Annotated in this window: 22 protein-coding genes; 10 read left to right on the top strand and 12 right to left on the bottom strand. The window is 73.9% G+C overall.

Annotation, left to right across the window (positions count from 1 at the left end):
• Nucleotides 1-13: 13 nt before the first annotated feature.
• The 5 genes from egtD to ACR807_RS19995 all read right to left on the bottom strand — a co-directional run bounded on the left by egtD (nt 14) and on the right by ACR807_RS19995 (nt 5,454).
• Complete coding sequence (egtD, locus tag ACR807_RS20015; protein WP_438922872.1) at nt 14-988, bottom strand: L-histidine N(alpha)-methyltransferase; 975 nt, start codon at nt 986-988, stop codon at nt 14-16.
• Entirely contained in the window at nt 985-1,734 is a 750-nt protein-coding gene (gene egtC, locus ACR807_RS20010) for an ergothioneine biosynthesis protein EgtC (RefSeq protein ID WP_438922871.1), read from the bottom strand. Before egtC ends, egtD begins: the two co-directional genes overlap by 4 nt.
• A 2-nt stretch (nt 1,735-1,736) precedes the next feature.
• Nucleotides 1,737-3,101: an ergothioneine biosynthesis protein EgtB gene (gene egtB / locus ACR807_RS20005; protein WP_438922870.1), complete on the bottom strand. Its 1,365-nt coding sequence runs from the start codon at nt 3,099-3,101 to the stop codon at nt 1,737-1,739.
• Nucleotides 3,098-4,336, bottom strand: a complete 1,239-nt coding sequence (locus ACR807_RS20000) for a glutamate-cysteine ligase family protein (protein ID WP_438922869.1) — start codon at nt 4,334-4,336, stop codon at nt 3,098-3,100. The genes egtB and ACR807_RS20000 overlap by 4 nt, the downstream gene beginning before the upstream one ends.
• Nucleotides 4,337-4,887: 551 nt before the next feature.
• Nucleotides 4,888-5,454 (bottom strand): Scr1 family TA system antitoxin-like transcriptional regulator, encoded by a 567-nt coding sequence (locus ACR807_RS19995; protein ID WP_438922868.1) that lies wholly within the window; start codon nt 5,452-5,454, stop codon nt 4,888-4,890.
• Nucleotides 5,455-5,581: 127 nt separating this feature from the next.
• Here ACR807_RS19995 and ACR807_RS19990 point away from each other — a divergent pair, with 127 nt between their 5' ends.
• Nucleotides 5,582-6,274, top strand: coding sequence for a TetR family transcriptional regulator (locus ACR807_RS19990; RefSeq protein WP_438922867.1), 693 nt, complete (start codon nt 5,582-5,584; stop codon nt 6,272-6,274).
• Between the two features lie 64 nt (nt 6,275-6,338).
• Nucleotides 6,339-6,860 (top strand): acyl-CoA thioesterase, encoded by a 522-nt coding sequence (locus ACR807_RS19985; RefSeq protein WP_438922866.1) that lies wholly within the window; start codon nt 6,339-6,341, stop codon nt 6,858-6,860.
• Here ACR807_RS19985 and ACR807_RS19980 read toward each other — a convergent pair.
• Nucleotides 6,832-7,893, bottom strand: a complete 1,062-nt coding sequence (locus ACR807_RS19980) for a TetR/AcrR family transcriptional regulator (RefSeq protein ID WP_438922865.1) — start codon at nt 7,891-7,893, stop codon at nt 6,832-6,834. The two genes, ACR807_RS19985 and ACR807_RS19980, sit on opposite strands and share 29 nt — an antisense overlap.
• A 93-nt stretch (nt 7,894-7,986) precedes the next feature.
• Between ACR807_RS19980 and ACR807_RS19975 the strand changes: the two genes are divergently transcribed.
• The 5 genes from ACR807_RS19975 to ACR807_RS19955 all read left to right on the top strand — a co-directional run bounded on the left by ACR807_RS19975 (nt 7,987) and on the right by ACR807_RS19955 (nt 12,159).
• On the top strand, nt 7,987-9,159 hold the full coding sequence (locus ACR807_RS19975; protein WP_438922864.1) for a cytochrome P450 family protein: 1,173 nt from the start codon (nt 7,987-7,989) through the stop codon (nt 9,157-9,159).
• A gap of 153 nt (nt 9,160-9,312) precedes the next feature.
• Complete coding sequence (locus ACR807_RS19970) at nt 9,313-10,626, top strand: cytochrome P450 (protein ID WP_438922863.1); 1,314 nt, start codon at nt 9,313-9,315, stop codon at nt 10,624-10,626.
• Nucleotides 10,627-10,800: 174 nt separating this feature from the next.
• Nucleotides 10,801-10,974 (top strand): hypothetical protein, encoded by a 174-nt coding sequence (locus ACR807_RS19965; RefSeq protein WP_438922862.1) that lies wholly within the window; start codon nt 10,801-10,803, stop codon nt 10,972-10,974.
• Entirely contained in the window at nt 10,964-11,527 is a 564-nt protein-coding gene (locus tag ACR807_RS19960; protein WP_438922861.1) for an RNA polymerase sigma factor, read from the top strand. Before ACR807_RS19965 ends, ACR807_RS19960 begins: the two co-directional genes overlap by 11 nt.
• Nucleotides 11,524-12,159, top strand: coding sequence for a RodZ family helix-turn-helix domain-containing protein (locus tag ACR807_RS19955; RefSeq protein WP_438922860.1), 636 nt, complete (start codon nt 11,524-11,526; stop codon nt 12,157-12,159). Before ACR807_RS19960 ends, ACR807_RS19955 begins: the two co-directional genes overlap by 4 nt.
• A 39-nt stretch (nt 12,160-12,198) precedes the next feature.
• On the opposite strand, the gene ACR807_RS19950 is transcribed toward ACR807_RS19955, so the two are convergent.
• Complete coding sequence (locus tag ACR807_RS19950; RefSeq protein WP_438922859.1) at nt 12,199-13,674, bottom strand: peptide MFS transporter; 1,476 nt, start codon at nt 13,672-13,674, stop codon at nt 12,199-12,201.
• 178 nt (nt 13,675-13,852) lie between these two features.
• Here ACR807_RS19950 and ACR807_RS19945 point away from each other — a divergent pair, with 178 nt between their 5' ends.
• A complete protein-coding gene (locus ACR807_RS19945) occupies nt 13,853-14,386 on the top strand; it encodes a TIGR03086 family metal-binding protein (protein ID WP_438922858.1) in 534 nt (177 codons plus the stop codon).
• Nucleotides 14,387-14,430: 44 nt separating this feature from the next.
• Here the strand turns inward: ACR807_RS19945 and ACR807_RS19940 are convergent, their stop codons facing one another.
• From ACR807_RS19940 to ACR807_RS19920, 5 genes are all read right to left on the bottom strand, one after another.
• The gene (locus ACR807_RS19940; protein WP_438922857.1) at nt 14,431-14,937 is read right to left on the bottom strand and encodes a DUF4262 domain-containing protein; all 507 of its coding nucleotides are present in this window, start codon (nt 14,935-14,937) and stop codon (nt 14,431-14,433) included.
• Nucleotides 14,938-15,026: 89 nt separating this feature from the next.
• Nucleotides 15,027-15,776 (bottom strand): YebC/PmpR family DNA-binding transcriptional regulator, encoded by a 750-nt coding sequence (locus tag ACR807_RS19935; protein WP_438922856.1) that lies wholly within the window; start codon nt 15,774-15,776, stop codon nt 15,027-15,029.
• A gap of 19 nt (nt 15,777-15,795) precedes the next feature.
• Nucleotides 15,796-16,401: a pyridoxal 5'-phosphate synthase glutaminase subunit PdxT gene (pdxT, locus tag ACR807_RS19930; RefSeq protein WP_438922855.1), complete on the bottom strand. Its 606-nt coding sequence runs from the start codon at nt 16,399-16,401 to the stop codon at nt 15,796-15,798.
• A 100-nt stretch (nt 16,402-16,501) separates the two neighbouring features.
• Nucleotides 16,502-17,920 (bottom strand): amino acid permease, encoded by a 1,419-nt coding sequence (locus ACR807_RS19925; protein WP_438922854.1) that lies wholly within the window; start codon nt 17,918-17,920, stop codon nt 16,502-16,504.
• A gap of 12 nt (nt 17,921-17,932) precedes the next feature.
• Nucleotides 17,933-19,156 carry a trans-sulfuration enzyme family protein gene (locus ACR807_RS19920; protein ID WP_438922853.1) on the bottom strand — a complete coding sequence of 408 codons (1,224 nt, stop codon included), beginning with the start codon at nt 19,154-19,156 and terminating at the stop codon, nt 17,933-17,935.
• A 74-nt stretch (nt 19,157-19,230) separates the two neighbouring features.
• On the opposite strand from ACR807_RS19920, the gene ACR807_RS19915 reads away from it, so the two are divergent.
• Together ACR807_RS19915 and ACR807_RS19910 are read left to right on the top strand one after the other, a co-directional pair.
• Nucleotides 19,231-19,689: an Lrp/AsnC family transcriptional regulator gene (locus ACR807_RS19915; protein WP_438922852.1), complete on the top strand. Its 459-nt coding sequence runs from the start codon at nt 19,231-19,233 to the stop codon at nt 19,687-19,689.
• 70 nt (nt 19,690-19,759) lie between these two features.
• On the top strand, nt 19,760-21,631 hold the full coding sequence (locus ACR807_RS19910) for an acyl-CoA dehydrogenase family protein (RefSeq protein WP_438922851.1): 1,872 nt from the start codon (nt 19,760-19,762) through the stop codon (nt 21,629-21,631).
• The last annotated feature ends 1 nt before the right edge of the window (nt 21,632 follow it).

The raw sequence follows: 21,632 nt of genomic DNA, 5'->3' as shown, positions 1-21,632 counted from the left end.
GCCACCGGGCGGGTCACCGGGCGGCGCGGGCCAGGGACAGCGCGAACCGGCCCGGGGCGTCGGTCCACCAGCGGTGCAGCTCGAAGCCGGCGGAGGCCAGTTCGCGCTCCACCCCCTCGCGCCGGAACTTCGCCGACACCTCGGTGCGCAGCTCCTCACCCTCGGCGAACGCCACGTCGAGGTCGAGCGCGGCCACGTGCGCCTTGACCGGGCGCACCGCCCGCAACCGCATCTCGACCCACTCCTCCCGCGCGTTCCACAGCGCGACGTGCTCGAAGTCGGCCGGGTCGAAGTCGGCGCCCAGCTCCCGGTCGAGGACGCGCAGCACGTTCCGGTTGAACTCCGCCGTCACCCCCTGCGCGTCGTCGTAGGCGCGGACCAGCACGTCCGGGTCCTTGACCAGGTCGGTGCCCAGCAGCAGCCACTCCCCCTCGTCGAGCACGTCGCGCACCGAGGCGAGGAACTTCGCGCGCTCCTCCGGGATCAGGTTGCCGATCGTGCCGCCGAGGAACGCCACCAGCCGCGGCGAGGTGCCCGGCAGCAGGTCGAGGTGCTCGGTGAAGTCGCCGACCACGCCGTGCACGTGCAGGCCCGGGTAGTCGGCCAGGATCGCCCGCGCCGCCTCGACCAGCGCCGACGGCGACACGTCGAGGGGCACGAACTCGCGCAGCGAGCCCTGGTCGCGCAGCGCGCTCAGCAGCAGCCGCGTCTTCTCCGACGACCCCGACCCCAGCTCGACGAGGGCGTGCGCGCCGGTCGTCGCCGCGACCTCCGCCGCCCGCTCGACCAGGATCTCCCGCTCCGCGCGGGTCGGGTAGTACTCGGGCAGGCGGGTGATCTCCTCGAACAGCCGGCTGCCGACCGCGTCGTAGAACCACTTGGGTGACACCCACTTGGGGTCCGCGGTCAGCCCGGCCCTCGCCTCCGCGCGCAGCGCGAGCGCCGCGTCCTCGGGCGTCAGGTGCACGTCCAGCACAGGCTCGGTCATCCTCGTCCAATCGGTTGAACGTCCACTGTAGACACATCAGCCGCGACGACGCACCCGTCGGGGACCTCGCGCCAGCGCGGGTCGTCGTCGAGCGGCTCGGAGGCGACGGTCACCGCGCCGTCACCCGCGCGCACCCACAGCGAGTGGGTCCACGTGGTGCCGACGAGCGCGGTGCCGTCGGTGAGCAGCAGGTTGAGCCGCGAGCCGGGCGCGGCGGCGGCCACCTCGGACACCACGCCGGCCAGCGCGGCGGCGGGCTCCGCGCCCGCCGCCAGCCGGGACCGCACCAGCGCCCACAGCAGCGCCGAGTCGGTCGGCGCGTCCAGCGTCAGCAGGTCGGTCGTGGGCAGGGTCCCCGCGACGCCCGCGACGGACCCCGGCCAGTCGGCGACCCGGCCGTTGTGGCTGAACAGCCACCGGCCGTCGGTGAACGGCGCGCACGCCGTGTCGACCACCGGCATCCCCACCGTCGCCGACCGGACCGCGGCCAGCACCGCGCCCGACACCGAGACCCGGCACAGCTGCGCCAGGTTCTCGTCCGACCAGATCGTGCCCGCCCGGCGGTAGCGCACCGCCGGACCGCCCGGCGCGGGGTACCAGCCCACGCCGTAGCCGTCCACGTTGACCGTGCCGCCCCCGCGCATGTCCCCCGGCGCGTACGACTGCCGCACCAGCGAGTGCGGCGGGTCGTGCACCAGGGCGGCGACGGGCACGGCGGGGCCCAGGTAACCCAGGTGGCGGCACACCGTCAGGTCAGCTCGTCCCGCTCCGCGTCCCGCGCGCAGCGGAACCCCGCGAAGACCTGCCGGCGGATCGGGTAGTCCCAGTTGCGGAACGTCGAGCGCACCGCGGACGGGTCGCTGCCGAACGAGCCGCCGCGCAGCACTTTGTAGTCGGGTCCGAAGAAGACCTGCGAGTACTCGGCGTACGGGAACACCTCGAAGCCCGCGTAGCCGCGGAAGTCCGAGCTGGTCCACTCCCACACGTCGCCGATGAGCTGGTGCACGCCCAGCGCCGACGCGCCCGCCGGGTACGCGCCGACCGGCGCGGGCGACAGGTGCCGCTGACCGAGGTTGGCGTGCTCCTCGGTCGGCTCCTCGTCACCCCACGGGTAGCGGCGCGACCGGCCGGTGACCGGGTCGAAGCGGGCGGCCTTCTCCCACTCGACCTCGGTGGGCAGCCGCTTGCCCGCCCACCGCGCGTACGCCTCGGCCTCGTGGAAGCAGACGTGCACCACGGGCTGGTCGGGGTCGACCGGCGCGGTGACGCCGAACGCGGTGCGCAGCCAGCCGTCGCCGTCGCGCCGCCAGAAGCGCGGCGCCTCCAGGGACGCCTTGCGGACGTGCGCCCACCCGGCCTCGCTCCACCAGCGCGGGTCGCGGTAGCCGCCGTCGGCGATGAACGCGGCGTACGCGCCGTTGGTGACCGGAGTGGTGTCGATGAAGAACGGGTCGGTGACGACCTGGTGCGCGGGCCGCTCGTTGTCCAGCGCCCACGCCTCGGTCGACGTGCCCATGGTGAACGGGCCGCCCGGCACCAGCACCTCGGCCGGTCCGACCGGCCCGCCGCGCGGCGGTGGCGGGGCGTCCAGCACCGGGTCACCGACGCGCAGCTGGTGCGTGGCCAGCATCGTCTCGTCGTGCTGCTGCTCGTGCTGCACGATCATGCCGAACGCGAAGCCGCCGTCCAGCAGCCTGCCGCCCTCCAGGGGGGTGCGCTCCAGCACGTCGAACACCTTGTCGCGGACCTCGCCCACGTACCGCCTGGCCTCGGCGGGGCCGAGCAGCGGCAGTTCGGGCCGGGCCGAACGGGCGTGCTTGAACGCGTCGTACAGCTCGTCGATGTCCTGGCGGACCGGTTCGCGACCGCCCACGTCGCGGACCAGCCACAGCTCTTCCTGGTTGCCGATGTGCGCGAGGTCCCACACCAGCGGGGACATCAGCTTGGAGTGCTGGCGCACGAGGTCGTGGTCGTCGACGGCGTCGGTGAGGAGCCTGCTGCGCTCGCGCGCCCTGGTGAGCTGGGCGGCGACGAGGTCGCGCAGGGCCTCGGTGCCCGTGTCGCCGCCCGCATTGCCTCTATTGCCCGGTTCGGTCGTCTCCTGCGTGGTCATGAACGGCCCCCTCCGGTCTTCTCGTCGAGCGTGCGGTGCAGTTCGGCGGTGATGGCCGCGGCCTGCTCGTCGGTCAGGTCGGTGTGGTGCAGCGCGGCGCAGCCCAGGTCGACGACGTCCCGCGCGGCGCGCGCGAGCACCGGGTCGTCCAGGCCGTAGCGCGCGGCGGCGAGCCAGCGGCCCGCGGCGGTCTCGGTGGCCGCCAGCACGGCGTCCACGGTGTCGGACGTGCTGAACAGCGCGGCCATCAGCACCACCGGCGGCAGCCACTGGCCGTCCGGCGGCGTGTCGAGGTAGCGGACCTCCAGGTAGCCGCGCGGCCGGACCGGCGGGAACTGGAGCGTCAGGTGGTAGTCCAGGTCGTCGCGGGTGGCCGGCCGGTCCAGCGCGCCCGCGACCCAGTCGGCGAAGGTCAGCGGGTGCGGTGGTGTCCAGTCCGGCCCGGGTCTGCGGATCGCGATGACCGGTGTGTCGAGGACGCGCCGCGCCCACGCCCCGGCCGGGTCCGCGCACACCGCGGCGGGGCGGGTGCGGACGGGGTCGGTGGCGTAGAGCGTGCGCATCCGGGCGCTGGCCCAGTCCGTGCGGCGGCCGTTGACGCCGGGCGAGTTGGCGAACAGGGCGTTGAGGACGGGGCCGAGGGCGTGCACGGCGGCCCAGCGCTTCGGCAGGTCCTCGGCGTGGCCGAAGTCCAGGCAGACCTGGAGGCCGGCCGTGCTGCACATCATCGTGATGCCCTCGGGGCCGAGCGGGGCGAAAGCGCGTTCCATCGCGGCGTAGCGGGGTACCTGGAGCACGCGGCGCGGCGGGCGGAACGGGTCGGCGCCCCGGTGGCCGAGGCGCAGGCCGGAGGGTTCCAGCAGTTCCCGGAGGTGGGTGACGTCCGCGGCGACGATGGCGAGGAGGTCGGTCAACGACTCGCGGGGCGGGGTGGAGATCTCGACCTGTCCGCCGGGCTCCACGGTCAACGGGGTGCCGGAGGGCAGCGGCCGCTGGGGGCTGTCGGGGACGAGCGTCGGTGGTGCGTGCTTGCCGAGCGCCGCCGCGAGGGTCTTGGCGTCGAGCGGTCTGGCCGGGTCTTCGGCGTGGTGGACGGTGAACTCGATCTCCACTCCGAGCAGCCGCGGAGGTCCGTGCTTGAAGCAGACCGAGGCGACGTAAGCCTCGGCTTCGGCGCGGTCCCGGAACACCGCCGGTGTCGGACCGGGGGCCGGTGTGTTACGGACAGCAGTCAATGGTGGCACTCCCCGTGATCATCCTCGTGCGTCCGACGCTACACGGGGGGACTGACACTCGCAGGGGTCGAAACCCTTGCGGATCAACGACATGCCGGTGGGCGCGGCCGGCCGGGGGCGGGGCGGTCGGGCGAAACGGAATTGTCGGGCGCGGGTGGGAGGATGGACATCGGGGGTTCCCCGGTGGGGGACGCTCGGTCGAGCGTGCCGTTCACCAGCGGTGATCAGGCCGGCGGCGATCGGGGCCAGCGATGATCCGGGTCGGGGGTAGTCAGGGCGGGGTGATCGGGGCCGGGGCGGCGCGACGGGCCGGGTTACCGGTCGGTACCTCGCACGCTCGCGCACTTCGCGGGACCGAACGAGACCTGCTGGCGTCCGCTCCCCCGCCGTCCGTGCCCCCCGCCGTCCGCGTCTCCGCTGTCCGCGCCTCCGCTGTCCGCGCCTCCGCTGTCCGCGCCCCCGCTGTCCGCGCCCCCCGCCGTCCGCGCCCCCGCCGTCCCCGCCCCCGCCTTCCGCGCCCCCGCCGTCGGTGCTCCCCGCTTTTCGTGGTTCTACATGGGGATTGTTGAACGATCCCGGTAGAAGGAGGCCCGCGTCCGGAAGGCTCGCTTCGACGCCGCCGCGTCCAGGGCGATCCGGTTCACCAACGCGCCCTGCGGGCCGCCTCGGGGCTGGGTGAACGACGAGCGCAGCAGCGCGCCATGACCTGCCGCGAAGGGGACCAGGCGCACCAGCACGCCCTCCGCGTCGGCCAGGGCGTCGCACTGGTCGGCCATCACCTCCGCGCCACCGACCTCGGCGTGCAGCGCGGCCTCGTGCAGGAAGTACCTGACCGGGCCGGACGGAACGGGATCGGTGCGGTCCTCGCCCAACGCCGTCGCGTACGCCGGGGTGCGCAGCGCGGCCGGTACGCACAGGGTCTCGAAGACCACGTGCTCGACGCCCGTCACCCACGGGGCGCTCTCGGGCACCGGGGCCGGGCGGGCACCCACCAGGCCGACCAGGTCGATCAGGTCCGGGCCGCACCGGGCGCGGTCCACCGTGGACGGTCCGCCCCGCGCCCAGCCGAGGCCCGCCACCAGGCGCAACGACGGTCGGGCGTCCTCACCAGCGGTCACGGTGGGTCACCGTAGTGGGGGTGACCAGGGGATTCGACCCGAGTTCCGCAAATCCACACCAAAGGGGACATGCCCAAGCCGTACGTACTGATTGGATTTCACACTCCGCTACTGGCAACATCGACCGGTGCCCAGGGTCAGCCAGGACCACCTCGATGCCCGTCGCCGCCAGATCCTCGACGGCGCGCGTGCGTGTTTCGCGCGCTTCGGTTACGAAGGCGCGACCGTCCGCCGCCTGGAAGAGGCTACCGGCCTGTCCAGGGGCGCGATCTTCCACCACTTCCGGGACAAGGAGTCGCTGTTCCTCGCGCTCGCCGAGGACGACGCCCTGCGGATGGCGGAGGTCGTGGCCGAACAGGGCCTGGTGCAGGTGATGCGCGACCTCCTGTCCGCGCCCGGTCCCAACGCCCACGGCACCAACGCCGCCAACGCCGCGGCGTCCACCACCTCGGGGCCCACCACCCCGGCGTCCACCACCCCGGGGCCCAACGCCTCGGGGTCGAGCGAGGCCGAGCACCCGGCCGACTGGCTGGGCACGCGCCTGGAGGTGTCACGCCGGCTGCGCACGGACCCGGAGTTCCGGGCCCGCTGGGCGGAGCGGTCGCGGCAGTTGACCGACGCGACCCGGCAGCGGTTGCTGCGCCAGCGCGAGGCGGGCAACCTGCGCGACGACGTGGACGTGGACGTGCTGACCTCGTTCCTCGAACTGGTCCTGGAGGGGCTGGTGTCGCACCTGGCGATGGGCCTGCCGGCGGACGACCTGGAGCCGGTGCTGGACCTGGTCGAGGAGAGCGTCCGGCGGCACCGCCGCACCGGGTGACCACTCGGAGCAGTCACCGCTAGGCCGACGCCGCACGAGCGTGTGACGCCCTAGTATCGCGCGCATGGCTGACCCGCGACCTGCCCACGTGCACCGGGTGCGGGTGCGCCCGGTCGACTGCGACCGCCAGGGGATCGTCCACGCCTCGCGCTACGCGGTGTTCTTCGAGGCGGCGATGGTGGAGACGCTGAGGTCCCTGCTCGGCTCCTACCGGGAGCTGGAGAGGCACGGCGTGGACTTCGTGATGGCCGAGACGTCGATCCGCTACCTGAGCCCGGCGCGGTTCGACGACCTGCTGCGCATCGGCGTCCGCGTCCGCACGCTGGGCACCACGACGCTGACCATGGGCTTCGACGCGGACGTGGACGGCACGCCGGTCGCCACGGGCTGGAACCGGTACGTCTCGTTCGGCACGCCGGAGCTGCGCAGCACGCCGATCCCGGACGACTTCCGCAAGGTCCTCGAACGCCGCCCGGCGCCGAGCCGCCCCCAGCGGGCCGCGGAACGGTCCACGACGCAGCGGACCACGGCGGAGCGGACCACGGCGGAGGGGACCGCTAGGTCCGTGCCCGCACCCCGGGGCTGACCGGCCGCACGGCGTGCCCCGCGCCCGGCCCTTCGGCGCGGGCGACCACCCGTCCGGCCTCGACGCGCACCGCGACCTCGGTCTCGTCGCTCACCGCGGGCACGCCGGCCGCGCGCGCGAGCGCCCCGGTCTCGTCGCACACCACCGCGACGCGGGGCCAGGCCGCGACCGGGAACGCCTGGCGCAGGCACGAGGTCAGCTGCGTGACGGCGAAGCGGGTCAGCGGCGCCAGCTCGTCGGGCGCGCTGGTGACGACCGCCGCCGTGACCGGGGCACCGCCGCGCGCCGCGTCCTCGACCGAGGCGAGGCGGTTGAGCCCGACCACGACGACCACGCCGTCGGGGCCGGGCACGAGGGGTCCGCCGCGCACCAGGTCCACCTGCGCGGGCGGGTCCCACGGCTCGTCGCACGCGGTCACCGGGGGCGCGGCCGGCGGCACCCACCAGTCGTCGAGCTCCAGCCCCGCGAGCTGCTCGCACGCGCTGACCACGTCGAACGGTTCGCCGAAGCCGGGTGCGGCGCCGGCGAGCTGGGCCGCGCCGTGCAGGGTCGTGAGGACCACCCCGGACTGGCGGAGGAGGCGGGGGTGCGCCGCGCCCGGCGCGCGGGTGACGGGGTCGAGGGCCTCCATGGCCAGGGAGAGCAGCAGCGAGTCGAGCCAGAGGAGCCGGCTGAACGGTCGCCGCGTCGCCTCCTCGGCGATCACCTCGGGCAGGAGGTCGCGGTGCAGCGGGTCGTGGGCGAGCGAGGTGACCCACGCGCGGGCCAGCCCGCCGAGTGAGCCGCGCAGGTCGTGGCCGGGCCTGGCGTCGGGCGGGGCGGGCACGCGCTCGGCGAGGTCGGCGAGGACCGCGAAGTAGAGGGCGCGCTTGCCCGGGAAGTTCGAGTACACCGCGCCCCGGGTCAGCTCGGCCCGCTGGGCGATGGCGTCGACCTTGGCCTCGCGGAAGCCGCGCTCGGCGAACTCCTCGCACGCCGCCACGAGCACCCGAGCCCGGTTGCGCTCCTGCGTCTCCGCCCTGCTCAGCCGCACTTGCCCACCCCTCGCCCGAGACGTCCCGCTGCGACACGATAACGTCAGCGTTCAGATGATAAGAACATCTGATCTGAACATCCGGAGGATGCGGTGACCGTTCCCGAGATCGACCCGACCGACCACGCCGTGCTGCTCGACCCCTTCACCGCCTACGACGGGGCGCGGGAGGACTCCCCCGTGGCGCGGATGCCCGTGCCCGGGATGGGCTCGCTGTGGATCGTCACCCGGCACGAGGACGCCCGCGCGATGCTGACCGACCCGCGCTTCGCGATGAGCTCCAAGAGCTACCTGCGCCCGCCCGGCATCCCCGAGCACTGCCTGCGGTACCTGCGCACGATGTCCGAGCTGGACGGTCCCGAGCACGTCCGGCTGCGCCGCCTCGCCTCGCCCGCGTTCACCGCGCGGCGGGCGAACGCGTTCCGGCCCCGCGTCGAGCGGATCGTGGAGGACCTGGTCGACGCGCTGCCCGAGGGCGACACCGTCGACCTGCACGACCACGTCGCCCGCCCCCTGCCCGTGGAGGTGATCTGCGAGCTGGTCGGCATCCCCGAGGCCGACCGCCCCCGGTGGCGGGAGCACGGCGCGGCGATCGCGGCGGGCCACGGGGCGGCGTTCGTCGCCGCCGTCCCGGAGATCGTCGAGGGCGCGAAGGAAGCCGTGGCGCGGCGGCGGGCCGAGCCCGGCGACGACCTGATCTCCGAGCTGCTGCGCTCCGGGGCCGAGGACGGCGACCGGTTCACCGACACCGAGCTGGTCACCCTCGTGTGGCACCTGGTGCTGGCCGGGCAGACGCCGGCGAACCTCATCACCAACTCGCTGGCCGCGCTGCTCACCCACCCCGACCAGCTCGCCGCGCTGCGCGCCGACCCCGGCCTGCTGCCCGGCGCGGTGGAGGAGCTGACCCGGTTGGTGGGGCCGCAGCTGCTCACCACCCCCCGCTACACGACCGAGGAGGTGACGATCGGGGACGTCGTGATCGGCGAGGGCGAGGCGGTGACGGCGGCGATCGTGGCCGCCAACCGCGACCCGCGCGCGTTCGACTCGCCCACCGAGCTGGACGTCACGCGCACGCCCGGCACCGGGCACCTCGCCTACTCGCACGGCCCGCACTTCTGCCTGGGCGCGGCGTTCGCGCGGGTCCAGACCGAGGTGGCGCTGGACGTCCTGCTGCGGCGGTTCCCGGACCTGGCCCTGGCCGAGGAGCCCCGGCCGATCCCGGACGGCGGCACGTGGCGGCTCGCGTCGCTGGTGGTCACCCGCTGACCCGGCCGGCCGGGGTCGGGAACGCGGTCGCGGCGGCCCGTTCCCGACCCCCGCCCCTCCCCGAACCCGCGGCCCACAGCCCACAGCCCGTGAACCGCAGCCCGTGGGCCACAGCCCTTGAACCGCACCCGCGTTCACGCCACCGTGGACGACATGTCCCCCGCCGTGAAGAACGCGTTGCTGCTCCTCCTCGGCCGGACCGTCGTGCGGGGCCAGGCCCTGCTCGGCGACCCGGCCGCCAGGCTGTTCGGGCCGACGTCCCGGCGCGACCCGTACGCCGACTACGAGCGGTTGCGCGACGCGGGCACGCTGGTGCGCAGCCGGATGGGCCTGTACCTCACCGCGTCGCACGAGCTGTCGTCGTCGCTGCTGCGCGACCCCGGCTTCGGCGTGGTCGCGCCGAACGAGCTGGCGATCATCGACACCTCGGCGCGCGTCGACGGGCGCGTCCTGGTCAACCCGGTCGAGCAGTCGTTCCTGGTGCGCAACCCGCCCGACCACACCCGGCTGCGGCGGCTGGTGGCGCCCTGGTTCACGCCGCGCGGGCTGCGGGCGCGGGCCGCGACCGTCGAGCGGGTCGTCGACCGGTACCTGGACGAGGTGGCGGGGCGCGGGACGTTCGACCTGGTGGCCGACTTCGCGACGCGCGTCCCGATCCGGGTCATCGCGGACCTGCTCGGCGTGCCGGGCGCGGACCACGCGTCGTTCGCCCGGTGGGCCAACGCCCTGGTGGCCGTGCTGGACGGCGTGCGGGACGTGCGCGAACTGCGCGAGCTGCACGTGGCGCTGCGCGAGTTCGAGGCGTTCGTGGACGACCTGGTCGCGCTCCGCCGCCGCGAGCCCGGCGACGACGACGTCGTCACGGCGCTCGTGTCGCACGAGGACCTGAGCCGCGAGGACCTGATCGCCACCACGGAACTGCTGCTGCTGGCCGGGTTCGAGACGACCTCCAACCTGATCGGCAACACCGTGCTGGCCGTGCTGGCCGACCCCGCCCTGCGCGAGCGCCTGGTCGCCGACCCGTCGTGCGCGGAGGCCGTCGTCGAGGAGACGCTGCGCCTGGACCCGCCGGTGCAGTACACGGTGCGCGTGCCGTTCACGGCGACGCGGGTGGCGGGCACCCCGCTCCCGGCGGGCACGCCCGTCGTGCTGCTGCTGGCCGCCGCGAACCGCGACCCGGCCGTGTTCGCCGACCCGCACCGCTTCGACCCCGACCGCGAGGACGTGCGCGAGCACCTCGCGTTCTCCTCGGGCATCCACTACTGCCTCGGCGCGGGCCTGGCGCGGATGGAGGCGGCGGCGGCGCTGCGCGGCCTGTTCACCCGGTTCCCGGACCTGCGCGCGGCCGGCCCCGTGCGGCGGCGGCCGTCCCGGCTCATCCGCGGCGCGAGCCGGATGCCCGTGACGACCGGCGGTGGCCGTTCGGGCGCAACGAATCGACACCCGATAGGTCGAAACACCCGCTGAACGCCGGGTTCGTGGTGCAGACTGTGCACCAGCGAGCAGACCCGCCGCACCGCCGCCGCGGCGGGTCCTCGCTTTCCCCCGACTCTCCGCAGCGGTGCGGAGAACCCTTCGCCCGATCGGGCACACCTCCGCCCCGCGTTGCACGTTCGCACCGCGCCGCGCCCCCTGACGGGCATGACGGACAGAACACACCGCGGTGGGCACACCGCACTGGCGGTCAACGGCCTGCTCGGCGGCGCGGGATCGCTCTACCTGGTGACCGGCTCCGGCGTCACCACGACGGTCGTCACCGCGCTGGCCGTGCTCCTCGCGGTGGTGCTGTCACGGGGTAGCGGACGTGACCGCTGACGCGATGAACGGGACGTCCTCCCTCCTCGCCGCCCGGAGCAGCACTCCCGTGGACCCGCCGCAGGACTTCACCGCTTTCTTCAGGGACGAGTACGCCTCGGTGGTGGCGTTCCTGCGCAAAGCGGGGTTCGCGCACGACGTCGCGGACGAGGCGACGGCCGAGTCGATGGTGGCCGCGTACCGCTCGTGGGACGCCATCACCTCGAACCGGCGGGCCTGGGTGCGCACGGCGGCGCGCCGGGCCGCGGTCAGGCTGAAGACGGCCGCGCGCGACGAGGCGCGGCGACTGGTCGAGGAGGGGCGCGGGCTCGTGGCGCGCGACGGGGCGGCGGCCGGGGACGACGCGGGTCAGGACCTGTTGGCGCACCTGCTCGGCGCGCTGCCCACGAGGCAGCGGCTGGTCGTGGCCTGGCACCTGGACGGCTTCACGAGCGAGGAGGTCGCCACCGCGACCGGGTGGAGCGCGGGCACCGTGCGGTCGCACCTGCGCCACGCGAAGGACAGGTTGCGCAGGCTCGTGGAAGCGGCGCGGAGCGAGGAGGTGGACCGGTGAACGACACCGAGCTGGACGAGTGGCTGCGCGGGCGGGACGCGGCCTTCACCACGCGGGTCGCGCGGGAGGTGGACGTGGAGGCCCGGTTGCGGGAGGTGCTGACCACCGCCGGGGCGGTCCACCGCCACCCCGCGCCCCGGGAACGCGGCAGGGCCTTCCTGGTCAAGCTGGCGACCGCGGCGGCAGCGGCGGCGGTCGCGATCGTCCCCGCCTGGGTGCCGGGGACGCAGGTCGCCGCACCGCCGCCCCCGACGAGCACGGACGTGGCCCCGGCGACACCGTCCCCGGCCACCGCGGTGACGCCGCCCGAGCCCGAGCACCCGGTCCCGACGGGCGGGTCGGCGGGCGACCCGGTCACCACCGGGGCGACGACCGCGCTCCCGGGCGGAGCGGCGCGGGACCGCACCGCGGTGGCGACCCGGCTCGCCCAGGTGGTCACCGACCCGGCGGTCGTCCCGCACCTCGTGCTCGCCGACGTCCACGCCGGGGAGGTGGTGACCCTGGTGTGCGCGGCCACCGTGTCCGGCGTCCCCTGGGCGCGGGTGTGGACGGACGGCGGGACCGGGTGGGTCGAGGTGGGCTCGCTGCGCGGGGCCGACGACGAGCACCCGCCCGCGTGCCGGCCGGGGTGAGGCCGTGGCGGGCGGTCCGGCGGGACCGCCCGCCCGCTCCTAGTCCACGCCCCTCATCAGGCCGTGGATCGACTTGGCGGACGCGACGAGCGCCACGCCCAGCAGGATCGCCACGCCGCCGAGCACGCCGAAGTAGGTCACGGCCGTCTCGTCGCGGTAGAAGCGGACCACGATCGCACCCACGCCCTGGCCGGCGGCCGTGGCCAGGAACCACAGGCCCATGGTCTGCGACGCGAACGCGCGCGGCGCGAGCTTGGTGGTCACCGACAGGCCCACCGGGGACAGCAGCAGCTCGCCGCACGTCATCACCAGGTACATGAGCACCAGCCACAGGAAGCTCACGCGCACCGCCGGGTCGCCCTGGCTGGCGACCATCATCAGCAGGAACGACAGGCCGACCAGCAGCAGCGCGTAGCCGAACTTGCGCGGCGTCGCCGGCTGGCGGTTGCCCAGCTTCACCCACAGCAGCGCGAACAGCGGCGCGATCGCGATGATCATCACCGGGTTGATCGACTGGATGAACGACGGCGGGAACGTCAGGCCCAGGAACGCGTTGTCCACGCGCGTGTCGGCGAACGCGGCGATCACCGTGGCGCTCTGCTCGAACAGCAGCCAGAACATGGCCGCCGCGACGAACAGCGGGATGTAGGCGATGACGCGCGAGCGCTCGACCGGCGTGGTGCGCGGGCTGCGGATCATCACCGTGAAGTAGCCGATCGGCAGCAGCACGGAGAACAGGCTGATCAGGTTGATCACGCCCTCCGCGCCCAGCACGCCGAGCACCACCAGCAGCGCCACCACCGCCACCGCGCCGAGGCCGATCGCGGTGATGCGGCCGATGACGCGGGCGCGGTCCTCGGCGGGCAGCGGGTTCGGCGGCTCGGCGGCCGAGTCGCCCAGGCCGCCCCGGCCCAGCCGGTAGACGACCAGGCCGAGCGCCATGCCGACGGCGGCGGCGCCGAAGCCCAGGTGCCAGTCGTAGGTCTCGCCCAGGAACCCGCACACCAGCGGCGCGAGGAAACCGCCGAGGTTGATGCCCATGTAGAAGATCGTGAAACCGGCGTCGCGGCGCGGGTCGTCCTTGGCGTAGAGGCCGCCGACGACCGTGGAGATGTTCGGCTTGAGCAGGCCGGTGCCGAGCACGATCAGGACCAGGCCCGCGTAGACGCCCGCCACGCCGATCGGGATCGCCAGCGCGACGTGCCCGAGCATGATGAGCACTCCGCCGTAGAAGACGGCGCGCTGGCCGCCCAGCACGCGGTCGGCCAGCCAGCCGCCCGCCACGCCGGACATGTAGACGGCGGCGCCGTAGATCGCGACGAGCGACAGCGCGAAGCTCTTGTCGAGCCCCAGCGCGCCCTCGGCCGTGGACCGGTACAGGTAGTAGGCGAGGATCGCCTTCATCCCGTAGTAGGAGAAGCGCTCCCACAGCTCGGTGAAGAACAGCGTGGACAACCCCCGGGGGTGGCCGAAGAAGCCCCGCTGCGGGGTGGATGCGGCGCTCGTGGCGCTCACTGGGTCCTCCTGGTGTCAACGATGTCACCCGCGCGTTCCGGGCCACGTTACGCCGTACGGGTGTACTGCGGAAAATCGGCGTGCCGCCGAGTGGCCCAGCGCACGCGCTCGGGGTGCGGGGCCGGTCGACCTTTGGTGCACTCGGGGGGTGGATCTGATCGAGGCTCACGGACGCGCGATGACGGAGTTCGACTCACGGGTGCGGCAGGTGCGCCCCGGGCAGTGGGACCGGGGCACGCCGTGCGCGGGGTGGTCGGTCCGCGACCTGGTCAACCACCTCGTGCAGGAGCAGCTGTGGGCACCCGAGCTGCTCGTCGGCTGCACGGTGGAGCAGGTGGGCGACCGGTTCGAGGGCGACCGGCTCGGCGTCGACCCGCTGCACTCGTGGGTGCTGGCGGCCGGCGCGGCGCGCGAGGCGTGGATCGAACCGGGGGCGCTGGCGAAACCGGTGCGGCTGAGCCAGGGCGAGTCGACCGCCGAGGAGTACGGCTGGCAGATGACGTCGGACCTCGCCGTGCACGCGTGGGACCTGGCCCGCGCCGTCGGGGCGCCCGAGCGGCTCGACCCGGACCTGGCCGAGGCGGTGCTGGAGTACGTCGAGCCGCACGCGGCGGAGTGGTCGGCGGCCGGGCTGTTCGAGGACCCCGTGCCGGTGGCCGACGACGCGGACGCGCAGACCCGCCTGCTCGCGCTGCTCGGCCGCCGGCCCTGAACGGCCGCCCCTGGACCGACCGGCCCTGACCCGGCCGGGTCACGTCACGGGCCGGTGACGCCCGGTTCCCAGCTCTCCGGGCGGCCCGACTCGGTCAGCAGCAGCTGCCAGTCGCCGAACCCCATCGGCGCGTCGTGGTGCCACGGGAACTTGCCGTCCGCGGTGGGCAGGACGATCTGGAGCGCGGCGAAGTCGCCCTTGCCGTAGAGCAGGAACGCGCTGCCGAAGAACTCCGGGTAGAAGCCCTTGAAGACGCGCTCGAAGGTGACCGGCACGCCCTCGAAGAAGTCCCAGTACAGCTTGCCGGGCACGAACCGCTCCCCCTGCCGGGCGCGGTCGACGTAGGCGCGGATGAGCACCTGGGCGTGCTCCGGCGGCAACCCGAGGACGACGGCCTCGGCGACGCCGAACCGCCGCCACGCGCCGACCGAGAACGCGTAGCCCGCGCCCTCGGCGTCCTCCGGCACCGTGACCACGGCGTGGCCGTGCAGCTCGGCCTGCTCCAGCAGCCAGTTGCGCAGGTTCAGTTCTTGGGGGGTGGGAGCGGTCACCACCCCATTGTGCCCGCCGCCGCGTCAACCCCGGATGTGCCGCGACCCCCGCACCGGGGCCGGCACGGGGGTCGCGGGACGGGCGCCGGTCAGCCGACCTCGGCCATGACCTCGTCCGACACGTCGAAGTTGGCGAAGACGTTCTGCACGTCGTCGCAGTCCTCCAGCGCGTCGATCAGCTTGAAGATCTTCCGCGCGCCCTCGGCCTCCAGCTGCACCGTCACCGACGGCAGGAAGTTGGCCTCGGCCGACTCGTAGTCGTAGCCCGCGTCCTGGAGCGCCTTGCGCACCGCCACCAGGTCACCGGCCTCGGACACGACCTCGTAGGACTCGCCGAGGTCGTTGACCTCCTCGGCGCCCGCGTCGAGGACGGCCATGAGGACGTCGTCCTCGCTCAGCTCGCCCTTCGGCACGATCACGACGCCCTTGCGGCTGAACATGTACGACACCGAGCCCGGGTCGGCCATCGAGCCGCCGTTGCGGGTCATCGCGACGCGCACCTCGGTGGCCGCGCGGTTGCGGTTGTCGGTGAGGCACTCGACCAGGACCGCCACGCCGTTGGGGCCGTAGCCCTCGTACATGATGGTCTGCCAGTCGGCACCGCCGGCCTCCTCGCCGCCGCCGCGCTTGCGGGCGCGCTCGATGTTGTCCAGCGGCACGGAGTTCTTCCGCGCCTTCTGGATGGCGTCGTAGAGCGTCGGGTTGCCGTCCGGGTCACCGCCGCCGGTGCGGGCCGCCACCTCGATGTTCTTGATCAGCCGTGCGAAGAGCTTGCCGCGCTTGGCGTCGATTGCGGCCTTCTTGTGCTTGGTGGTCGCCCACTTTGAGTGGCCGCTCATTTCTCCTCCGTCGAATCACTCAGCCCGCGGCACGGACCATGTCCACGAAAAGGCGGTGCACCCGCCCGTCACCGGTCAGTTCCGGGTGGAACGAGGTGGCGAGCACGTGCCCCTGCCGAACCGCGACGATCCTACCGGCGGCCTCGCCCGCGTCCTCGGATTCGGGGACCCGGGCGAGTACCTCCACGTCGTCGCCCGCGGACTCGACCCACGGCGCGCGGATGAACACGGCGTGCACGTCGCCCACGTCGGTGAAGTCCAGCTCGGCCTCGAAGGAGTCCACCTGGCGGCCGAACGCGTTGCGCCGGACGACGATGTCGAGCCCGCCGAGCTGGTGCTGGTCGGGCCGGCCGTCGAGCACGGTGTCGGCGAGCAGGATCATCCCGGCGCACGACCCGTAGGCGGGCATGCCCTCCCCGATCCGGGCCCGCAGGGGTTCGAGCAGGTCGAACGTGGCGAGCAGCCGGCTGATGGTCGTCGACTCGCCGCCGGGCAGCACCACGCCGTCCACCTCGGCCAGCTCCTCCGGCCGGCGGATCGGGCGGGCCAGCACGTCGGCCTCGGCCAACGCGACCAGGTGCTCACGGACGTCGCCCTGGAGGGCGAGGACACCGACGACGGACACGGCTTGCTTCCTCCTCGTGCAGATCCCCACCAGCCTAGGTGACCGGGCCGGGCGGCTGCTCGTGGCACCCGCCCGGCCCGGTCGGCCTTCCCGCGGGGCGCTAGTCGCGCCCCACGACCCGCTCGGCGGCCTGGTGGGCCGCCGAACGACGGGACTGGACGGCTCGCCAGCCGACGAACAGCACGACGGCGAGCACGGGGATGGACCAGAACGCGATGCGCTCGGCCGGTCCGGCGAAGGCCATCAGCACGATGACCAGGGCGAGGAAGACGAGGGTCGCGTAGCCGGTGTAGGGGGCGCCGGGCATCCGGTAGGCGGGGCGCTCCAGCTCGCCGCGCAGCGCGGCCCGCCGCATCCGCAGCTGGGCGACGATGAGCGTGGCCCAGGTCGCCACCACGCCGAGGGAGGCGACCGCGATGGCGATGTCGAACGCCTCCTTGGGCACCAGGTAGTTCAGCACCACGCCGAACAGGTAGGCGACCGAGGTGAACAGGATGCCGCCGAACGGGACGTGCCTGCTGTTCATCCGGCCGGTGAACGCGGGCGCCTCGCCCTTCTGCGCGAGCGAGCGCAGGATGCGGCCGGTGGAGTACAGGCCCGAGTTGCACGACGAGAGGGCGGCGGTGAGCACGACGGCGTTCATCACGTCGCCGACGCCCGCGATGCCGAGCGCGGAGAACACGGTGACGAACGGGCTCTCGGCGCCGCTGTAGAGGTTCCAGGGCAGCAGCATCGCGAGCAGCAGCACGGAGCCGACGTAGAAGACGCCGATCCGGTAGATGACGCCGTTGATGGCCTTGGGCAGCACCTCGCGGGGGTTGGCGGTCTCCCCCGCCGCGATGCCGACGAGCTCGATGGCGGAGTAGGCGAAGATGACGGCCTGGAGGGTCATCAGCGCGATGCCGACGCCCGCCGGGAACATCCCGTCGTGGTCGACCAGGTTGTGCACGCCGGCCGGCGACCCGCCGACGTCCGCGCCGCCGATGACGAGCGCGATGCCGGTGAACAGGAACACCACGATCGCGGTCACCTTGATGACCGAGAACCAGAACTCCAGTTCGCCGAACAGCTTCACCGAGAGCAGGTTGACGAGGACCAGGAAGCCGAGGGCGACGAGCGCGGTCACCCACTGCGGCAGGTCGGGCAGCCAGCGGTGCACGTAGATGGCGACGGCGGTGATCTCGGCGATGCCGGTCATCGCCCAGTTCACCCAGTACATCCACCCGGAGGTGAAACCGGCCCACGGCCCGATGAACTCGCGGGCGTATTCCACGAAACTGCCGGCCGTGGGTCGGTGCAGCACCAGTTCGCCGAGCGCGCGCATCACGAAGAACGCGGCCAGGCCGCACAGCGCGTAGGAGAAGACCAGCGAGGGACCGGCCTGGGCGAGCTTGCCGCCCGCGCCGAGGAACAGCCCGACACCGATCGCGCCGCCGATGGCGATCATCTGCACCTGGCGCTTCGTCAGCGCTTTGGTGTAGCCGTCGGCGTCCGGCTCCACAGCCTTCTGTTCGTTCATGGCGGCCGAACGTTAGTGCGTCTCCGCCAACGCGCGAAAATCGCTTGGGGAAGATTTGATGTAATGCCTCTCACAAGGCCCGGAAAGGGCCTGGTCGAGATCGTCCCAGAGGTCTTCGACGTCCTCCAGGCCCACGCTCAGGCGCAGCAGGTTCGCGGGGACGCCGGACGCCTCGCGGGCCGCGCGGGGCACGAGCCGGTGGGTGAGCGCGGCGGGGTGCTCGATCAGCGTGTCGACCGACCCGAGGCTCACCGCGGGGGTGACGAGGCGGAGCCGGCGCACGACGGCGGCGGGGTCCTCGCGGGTGGCGAGGGCGAGCACCGCGCCGGGGCCGCGCATCTGGGTGCCGACGAGGCCGGCGGGGTCGGCGCCGGGCAGGCTCGGGTGCCGGGCGGACTCGACGGCGGGGTGCGCGGCGAGCCGGCGGGCGAGTTCGACGGCGCCGCGCTGGGCGGCCTCGACGCGCAGCGGCAGGGTGGCCAGGCCGCGGTGCATGAGGTAGCCGCCCAGCGGGTGCAGGACGGCTCCGGTGGCGATGCGGACCTGCCGCAGCGGCCCGGCGTGCTCCTCGGCGCAGGCCACGACGCCGCCGAGCACGTCGCCGTGCCCGCCGAGGTACTTGGTGCCCGAGTGCAGCACGTAGGTGGCGCCGAGCGCGGCCGGGTTCTGGAGCACGGGGGTGGCGAAGGTGTTGTCCACGACGACCGGCACGCCGCCCGCCGCGGCCACGACGGCGGCGACGTCGAGCAGGTCGAGGGTGGGGTTGGCGGGCGTCTCGACCACGACGAGCCCGGTGTCGGGGGTGATCGCGTCGGCGACCCGGTCGGCGGCGGCGTAGGTGGTGCGCACGCCCAGCAGGCCGGAGGACAGCAGGTGGTCGGTGCCGCCGTAGAGCGGGCGCACCGCCACCACGTGCGGTTTGCCGGTCAGCGCGCACGCGGCCTGCACCACGGCGGTGACGGCGGCCATGCCGCTGCCGAACGCGACGGCGGCGTCGGTGCCCTCCAGCGCGGCCAGGGCCCGCTCGAACCGGGCGACGGTGGGGTTGTGCAGCCGCGCGTAGACCGGGGAGCCGGCGTGGGCGGCGCCGTCGGCGAGGGCGTGCAGCGCCTCGCCGCCCTCCACCTGGTCGGGTACCGGGTAGGTGGTGGAGAGGTCGATCGGAAGGGCGTGCACGCCGAGGGCCGCGAGGTCGTCGCGCCCACCGTGCACCGCTGTCGTTCGCAACCGCGTCATGGCCCGATCGTGGACTTCTCGCCACCGTTCGGGGGAAACTTCCGCAGGCTGTTCGGTGGACGAGGGAGTTCGGCTTGCTCGATTCGGTGGACGCGGCGATCGTCCAGGAGCTCCAGAAGGACGCTCGGCTGCCCAACAAGGACCTGGCCGACCGGGTGAACGTGGCGGCGTCGACGTGCGTGGTGCGGCACCGGGCGCTGCGCGACCGGGGGGTGATCACCGGCTACCACGCCGAGGTGGACATGGCGGCCGTCGGGCGGCCGGTGCAGGCGATGATCGCGGTGCGCGTGCGACCGCACACGCGGGCGATCGTGGAGCCCTTCATGGAGTACGTGCTGTCGCTGCCCGAGGTGCTGGCGCTGTCGCACGTGGCGGGCCCGGAGGACTTCCTGGTGCACGTGGCGGTCGCCGACACGGCGCACCTCCAGCGGCTCGTGCTGGACCGGTTCACCACCCGGCGCGAGGTCAGCGAGGTGCAGACGAACCTGCTGTTCGAGCACGTCCGGAAGCACACCGTTCCGCCGGTCGGGTGACGGACACCACTCGTCAACGGGGTTACCGGCGGGTATCCCCGGTGTCCTGAGGCAGAACGGGGGTCACGACGTGGTGAACCGGACCGAGGCGCTGCGGGAGCTGCTCGACGGGCACTGGGCCGAGCTGCGGCGCTCCTCGCTCGACCTGCTGGGCAAGCTGGACCCCGTGCACGACCTGCCGCGCGAGGAGCACCGGGCGTGGGTGCTGGAGCAGCTGCGGGTGCTCGCGGCGGGCGGCCACCCGCTGACCGGCTTCCCCGTCGAGCAGGGCGGGCACGGCGACGTGGGCGGCTCGGTGGTGTCGTTCGAGGTGCTGGGCTTCGGCGACCTGTCCCTCATGGTCAAGGCGGGCGTGCAGTGGGGCCTGTTCGGCGGCGCGGTGCAGGCGCTGGGGACCAGGGAGCACCACGCCCGCTACCTGCCGCCGATCATGTCGGCGGAGCTGCCGGGCTGCTTCGCGATGACCGAGACCGGGCACGGGTCGGACGTGCAGCACCTGCGCACCACCGCGACCTACGACCCGGCGACGCGGGAGTTCGTCGTGCACACGCCGGACCGGGACGCGCGCAAGGACTACATCGGCAACGCCGCCCGCGACGGCCGGCTCGCCGCGGTGTTCGCGCAGCTCGTCACCGGCGGCGAGGAGCACGGCGTGCACGCGGTGCTGGTGCCCCTCAGGGACGACGACGGCAACCCCCTGCCCGGTGTGACCATCGAGGACTGCGGGCCCAAGGCCGGGCTCAACGGCGTGGACAACGGGCGGCTGTCGTTCGACCACGTGCGCGTGCCGCGGGAGAACCTGCTCAACCGGTACGGCGACGTCGCGCCGGACGGCACGTACTCCAGCCCGGTCGAGGGCGCGAACCGCCGGTTCTTCACCATGCTCGGCACGCTGGTGCGCGGCCGGATCAGCGTCGCGGGCGCGGCGGGCAGCGCCACGAAGAAGGCGCTGGCCCTCGCGGTCCGGTACGCGGAGAAGCGGCGGCAGTTCACCCGGCCCGGCACCGGCGAGGAGGTCGTCCTGCTGGACTACCTGGCGCACCAGCGGCGGCTGCTGCCCGCGCTGGCGCGGTCCTACGCGCTGCACTTCGCGCAGGAGGAGCTGGTGCACGCGCTGCACGACGCGCACGGCGGCGAGCGCGACGACCGGCGGCAGCGGGAGCTGGAGTCGCGGGCGGCGGGCCTGAAGGCGGTCGCCACGTGGCACGCCACGCACACCATCCAGACGTGCCGCGAGGCGTGCGGCGGCGCCGGGTACCTGGCCGAGAACCTGATCGCCGGGCTGAAGGCCGACACCGACGTGTTCACCACGTTCGAGGGCGACAACACCGTCCTGCTGCAACTGGTCGCGAAAGGGCTGCTGACCAGCTACCGGGACCACGTGGGCGACCTGGACCCGTGGGGCATGGCGCGGTTCGTGGCCGACCAGGCGGTGAACGTGGTGATCGAGCGGACGGCGGCGCGGGCCATCATCGGCCGGCTGGTGTCCGGCAGCTCCGACGCGCTGCTGGACCGGGGCTGGCAGCTGCGCCAGTTCGAGGACCGCGAGCGGCACGTGCTGGAGGGGCTGGCGCGGCGGCTGCGGCGCGCGTCGGAGGGCGACGCGTTCGAGGTGTTCAACGCCGCGCAGGACCACGTGCTGCACGCGGCCCGCGCGCACGTCGACCGGGTGGTGCTGGAGGCGTTCGTGGCGGCGGTCGACCGGTGCGGCGACCCGGCGGCCCGGGAGCTGCTCGACCGGGTGTGCGACCTGTACGCGCTGAGCACGATCGAGGCGGACCGGGCGTGGTTCCTGGAGCACGGGCGGCTCACCCCGCAGCGCTCCAAGGCGGTGTCGCAGGCGGTCAACGAGCTGTGCGGCGCGCTGCGGCCCCGGGCGCGGGAGCTGGTGGACGCCTTCGGCATCCCCGAGAACTGGCTCGCCGCGCCGATCACCGCCTGAG

The organism is Saccharothrix sabaoui (assembly GCF_051756985.1).
Taxonomy (GTDB): domain Bacteria; phylum Actinomycetota; class Actinomycetes; order Mycobacteriales; family Pseudonocardiaceae; genus Actinosynnema.
This window is presented reverse-complemented; position numbering and strand designations above follow the sequence as displayed.